The sequence below is a fragment of the Novosphingobium sp. 11B genome (genome assembly GCF_054589055.1).
Genome location: NZ_BAAILP010000236.1, coordinates 2,900 through 8,478, shown reverse-complemented (window position 1 = coordinate 8,478; position 5,579 = coordinate 2,900). Strand labels below are relative to the sequence as shown.

4 protein-coding genes are annotated in these 5,579 nt (G+C 64.9%); all 4 read left to right on the top strand.

Going from position 1 to position 5,579, the window contains the following annotated elements; genetic code table 11:
- The first annotated feature begins 385 nt into the window (after positions 1-385).
- Positions 386-1,348: a malate dehydrogenase gene (gene mdh, locus ACYPYD_RS20815; RefSeq protein ID WP_008832363.1), complete on the top strand. Its 963-nt coding sequence runs from the start codon at positions 386-388 to the stop codon at positions 1,346-1,348.
- Between the two features lie 136 nt (positions 1,349-1,484).
- A complete protein-coding gene (gene sucD, locus ACYPYD_RS20810; RefSeq protein ID WP_008832364.1) occupies positions 1,485-2,375 on the top strand; it encodes a succinate--CoA ligase subunit alpha in 891 nt (296 codons plus the stop codon).
- 197 nt (positions 2,376-2,572) lie between these two features.
- Positions 2,573-5,422: a 2-oxoglutarate dehydrogenase E1 component gene (locus ACYPYD_RS20805; RefSeq protein ID WP_008832365.1), complete on the top strand. Its 2,850-nt coding sequence runs from the start codon at positions 2,573-2,575 to the stop codon at positions 5,420-5,422.
- An 8-nt stretch (positions 5,423-5,430) separates the two neighbouring features.
- The coding region (locus tag ACYPYD_RS20800; RefSeq protein WP_459665249.1) for a biotin/lipoyl-containing protein at positions 5,431-5,579 on the top strand (149 nt) is incomplete at its 3' end.

Sequence of the window (5,579 nt, the reverse complement as noted above, 5' to 3'; positions counted from 1 at the left end):
CAATCCCCCTCCACCACCGACTACGTCGGCGGTCCCCCTCCCCATCGCTTCGCGACAGGGAGGATGAGAGTTTCGACGAGTCGCACCCAAAGCGACTTGCGCTCGCCATATCCCCGTTCGATACCATCTCCAGCGCCGCTAAACTCTTTCGCAACATTGCCGACAGGTGAACAAACAGGCGATTTTCCGCCATTTCACCCCCTTTATTGCAATTGCGAACTATTATCAGATAAAAGCTGATGCAAAGACCCCTTTGCCGGTTGCAATGGTCTTCCAAGGGGCGTAGGGCCGCCCTCGCAAACACCGGCACCTGCCATTTGCGGGATTAGCGCAGGCCGCCTTGAAGTCCGAGAAATCCCGCCCTCGGGAAGGACACGAACGGATCATGGCTCGTAAGAAGATTGCCCTTATCGGCGCCGGCAACATCGGCGGTACGCTGGCGCACCTCGCGGCGCAGAAGGAACTGGGCGACATCGTCCTGTTCGACGTCGCTGAAGGTCTCCCGCAGGGCAAGGCTCTCGATCTCTCGCAGTGTGGTCCGGTCGAAGGCTTCGACGCCAAGATCACCGGCACCAACGACTATGCCGACATTGCCGGCGCCGACGTCATCATCGTCACCGCCGGTGTCGCCCGCAAGCCCGGCATGAGCCGCGACGACCTGCTCGGCATCAACCTCAAGGTGATGAAGTCGGTCGGCGAAGGCATCGCCGCCAACGCACCCGACGCCTTCGTGATCTGCATCACCAACCCGCTCGACGCGATGGTCTGGGCGCTGCGCGAATTCTCGGGTCTGCCGCACAACAAGGTCGTCGGCATGGCCGGCGTTCTGGACTCGGCCCGCTTCTCGACCTTCCTGGCCTGGGAATTCGGCGTCTCGATCCGCGACGTGAATACTTTCGTGCTCGGCGGCCACGGCGACACCATGGTTCCGGTCGTGCAGTACTCGACCGTCAACGGCATCCCGGTTCCGGACCTCATCAAGATGGGCCGCACCACGCAGGAAAAGATCGACGCGATCGTGCAGCGCACCCGTTCGGGCGGCGGCGAGATCGTCGGCCTGCTGAAGACCGGCTCGGCGTTCTACGCACCGGCCGCCTCGGGCATCGCCATGGCCGAAGCCTACCTGGGCGACCAGAAGCGCATCCTGCCCGTCGCGGCCTATGTCGATGGCCAGTACGGCGTTGACGGCCTCTACGTCGGCGTGCCCGCAGTCATCGGCGCGAACGGCGTCGAGGAAGTCGTCGAGATCGAACTGGACGAGGAAGCCAAGGGCAACCTCCAGGTCTCGGTCGACGCGGTCAAGGAACTGCTGGTCGCCTGCAAGGGCATCGACGGCACCCTCGCCTGAGTTTTTGAATACCGCCCCCGCGACTGCCCCTCATTGTTGATACTCTCACAATGATGGGTAGCGCGGGGGCAAAATAGTTTCTTGGAACCTCCCCGGCCCAATCCGGCTGCTTCCACGATCAGGAACAGGAAAACCGATGTCGATCCTCGTTAACAAGAACACCAAGGTCATCACCCAGGGCATGACCGGCGCGACCGGCAGCTTCCACACCCAGGCTGCGCTCGACTACGGCACGCAGATGGTCGCGGGCGTGACCCCCGGCAAGGGCGGCCAGACCCACATCGGTCTGCCCCAGTACAACTCGGTCCACGAAGCCAAGGCTGCCACCGGCGCCAACGCCTCGTGCGTCTACGTGCCGCCGTTCGGCGCCGCCGACGCGATCCTCGAGGCGATCGACGCCGAGATCGAACTGATCATCTGCATCACCGAGGGCATCCCCGTTCTCGACATGGTGCCCGTGAAGCGTGCCCTCACCGGCTCGAAGTCGCGCCTGATCGGTCCGAACTGCCCCGGCGTCCTGACCCCCAACGAGTGCAAGATCGGCATCATGCCCGGCAGCATCTTCTCGCAGGGTTCGGTCGGCGTCGTCTCGCGCTCGGGTACGCTGACCTATGAAGCCGTGTTCCAGACCACCGCGGCGGGCCTCGGCCAGACCACGGCTGTCGGCATTGGCGGCGACCCGGTCAACGGCACCAACTTCATCGACATGCTCGAACTCTTCCTCGCTGACGAAGCCACCAAGTCGATCATCATGATCGGCGAAATCGGCGGCTCGGCCGAAGAAGAAGCCGCGCAGTTCCTCAAGGACGAAGCCAAGCGCGGCCGTCGCAAGCCGATGGCGGGCTTCATCGCCGGTCGTACGGCCCCTCCGGGCCGCCGCATGGGCCACGCCGGTGCGATCGTCTCGGGCGGCCAGGGCGGCGCCGAGGAAAAGATCGCGGCGATGGAAGAAGCCGGCATCAAGGTTTCGGCCAGCCCCTCGCTGCTCGGCGAGACGCTGGTGGAAGCCATCAAGGCTTTCGCCTGACACTATAGGTGCAACGGGGCGGCGTTTTCTTCGGAAACCGCGCCGCCCCGGAGCGCTTACCATGACGCGCAAGGGGCATCCGGTCCCGGCGTGAGTACCTAGCGGACTAGCGGCCCTCCCTCCCCGGAAAAATCCGTCAGCCCGCCAAACTGAAAACGTCGGACAACCCTGTCCGGGCGTGGCGATAGGTGATTCCTATGGGCGACGAGAGTTTCGATTTCACCCCGGACGCGGCACTGGACGAAGTTCAGGCCGGTCCCAGCTGGCAGCGCGGCAACTGGCCCCTCGTCGGCGGCGATGCCGAGGATGACTGGACGCAGGGACTTGATCCCACCGTCCTGAAGGCCGAGATCAAGAAGGCGGCCGCGAAAGGCGGCGCCCCGATCGACCAGTCCCGCATAGACGAAGCGGCGGCCGATGCAATCCGCGCGATGATGCTGATCCGCACCTATCGCGTGCGCGGTCACCTCGCGGCGGACCTCGACCCGCTTGGCCTCAACCAGCGCAAGCTGCCTGCCGACCTGACGCCGGAATACCACGGCTTCGCCGGCGCCGCGCAGGACCGCAAGGTCTACGTCGGCGGCGCGCTCGGCCTCGAGTGGACGACCGTGCGCGAGATCGTGCAGATCCTGCGCGCCAACTACTGCGGCAAGGTCGGCCTCGAATACATGCACATCTCGGACACGGAGGAGCGCCGCTTCCTCCAGGACCGGATGGAAGGCGCGAACAAGGAAATCGAGTTCACGCCGGAAGGCAAGAAGGCGATCCTCGCGGCCGTCGTGCGCGGCGAGCAGTACGAGAAGTTCCTCGGCAAGAAGTACGTCGGCACCAAGCGCTTCGGCCTGGATGGCGGCGAGTCGATGATCCCTGCCCTCGAGGCGGTGATCAAGTACGGCGGCCAGCTCGGCGTGAAGGAAATCGTCTACGGCATGGCTCACCGCGGCCGCCTGAACGTCCTCGCGAACGTGATGGCCAAGCCCTACAAGGTGATCTTCCACGAATTCTCAGGGGGGACCGCCAACCCCGAGGACGTGGGCGGCTCGGGCGACGTGAAGTACCACCTCGGCACTTCTACGGACCGCGAGTTCGACGGCACCAAGGTTCACATGAGCCTGATGCCGAACCCCTCGCACCTCGAAACCGTCGATCCGGTCGTGCTCGGCAAGGTCCGCGCCTACCAGCAGATCGCGGACGACATCGGCGACGACGTCGGCCCGAACGCCAAGCACAAGCAGGTGCTGCCGGTCCTCATCCACGGTGACGCGGCCTTCGCTGGCCAGGGCATCATCTGGGAGTGCTTCGGCCTCTCGGGCGTGAAGGGCTACAACACCGGCGGCTGCGTCCACTTCATCATCAACAACCAGATCGGCTTCACGACGAGCCCGCAGTTCGCGCGCAACTCGCCGTATCCCTCGGACGTCGCCAAGGGCGTCCAGGCGCCGATCCTGCACGTCAACGGCGACGATCCGGCGGCCGTGACGTTCGCCTGCAAGCTGGCGATCGACTACCGCCAGACCTTCGGCCGCGACATCGTGATCGACATGTGGTGCTACCGCCGCTTCGGCCACAACGAGGGCGACGAGCCGGGCTTCACCCAGCCGCTGATGTATCAGAAGATCCGCCAGCACCCGCCGGTGTCGAAGATCTATTCCGACAAGCTGAAGTCGGAAGGCGTCATCGACGATGCGTTCCTGACGCAGACCGAGGCCGCGTTCACCGAGCATCTCGAAGAGCAGTTCGAGGCGGCCAAGACCTACAAGGCGAACCAGGCCGACTGGTTCTCCGGTCAGTGGAGCGGCTTCCACAAGCCCGCCGACCCCGAGACCGCGCGCCGCAACGTCGACACCAAGGTCGAGCCCAAGCTGTTCGAAAGCCTGGGCCGTACCCTGACGACCGTTCCTGCGGACCTCACCGTCCACAAGACGCTCGCCCGCGTGCTCGCCGCCAAGGAAGAGATGTTCAAGTCGGGCGAAGGCTTCGACTGGGCAACGGCGGAGGCACTCGCCTTCGGCAGCCTCGTCTCGGAAGGCTACGGCGTTCGCCTGTCGGGCCAGGACTGCGGCCGCGGTACGTTCTCGCAGCGCCACGCGGTGTGGACCGACCAGACCGACGAGCGCAAGTACGTGCCCCTCACCACGCTGCCGCACGGCCGCTTCGAGGTGCTGGATTCGACGCTGTCGGAATACGGCGTGCTCGGCTTCGAGTACGGCTTCGCCAGCGCCGATCCGAAGACGCTGGTGCTGTGGGAAGCGCAGTTCGGTGACTTCGCCAACGGCGCGCAGATCATCATCGACCAGTACGTCGCATCTGCGGAGTCCAAGTGGCTGCGCGCGAACGGCCTGGTGATGCTGCTGCCGCACGGTTACGAAGGCCAGGGACCCGAGCACTCCTCGGCCCGTCTGGAGCGTTACCTGCAGCTCTGCGCGCAGGACAACATCCAGGTCTGCAACATCACCAGCCCGGCGAACTACTTCCACGTTCTTCGCCGCCAGATGCGCCGTCCGTTCCGCAAGCCGCTCGTCATCATGACCCCCAAGTCGCTGCTCCGCCATCCGCTGGCGAAGTCCTCGGCGAAGGAGTTCCTCGAAGGCGACTTCAAGCGCATCCTCTCCGACCCCAAGGGTTCGGCTGACGAGGCGACCAAGAAGGTCGTGCTGTGTTCGGGCAAGGTCTTCTACGACCTGCTCGAAGCGCGCGATGCCGCCGAGATCGACGACACCCAGATCATCCGCATCGAGCAGCTCTACCCCTTCCCGGGCGAACCGCTGGCCAAGCGTCTGTCGAAGATGCCGAACCTCGAAGAGATCGTCTGGTGCCAGGAAGAGCCGAAGAACAACGGTTCCTGGTTCTTCGTCGAACCGCTGGTCGAGGCCGCCGCCGTCGAGGCGGGCGTCAAGGCTCCGCGTCCGCGCTATGCGGGTCGCTCGGCCTCGGCCTCCCCGGCCACCGGCCTCGCCAAGCGCCACACCGCCGAACAGGCGGCGCTGGTCGCCGACGCGCTGCATCTTTCCGTCCGTTCCGAACTCCGTCGCAAGCAGAAGGCTTGAGATAAATCATGACCACCGAAGTCAAGGTCCCCGTCCTTGGGGAATCCGTCGCCGAAGCCACCATCGGCCAGTGGCTGAAGCAGCCCGGCGAAGCCGTTGCCGCTGACGAGCCCATCGCCAGCCTCGAGACCGACAAGGTCGCGATCGACGTCATGGC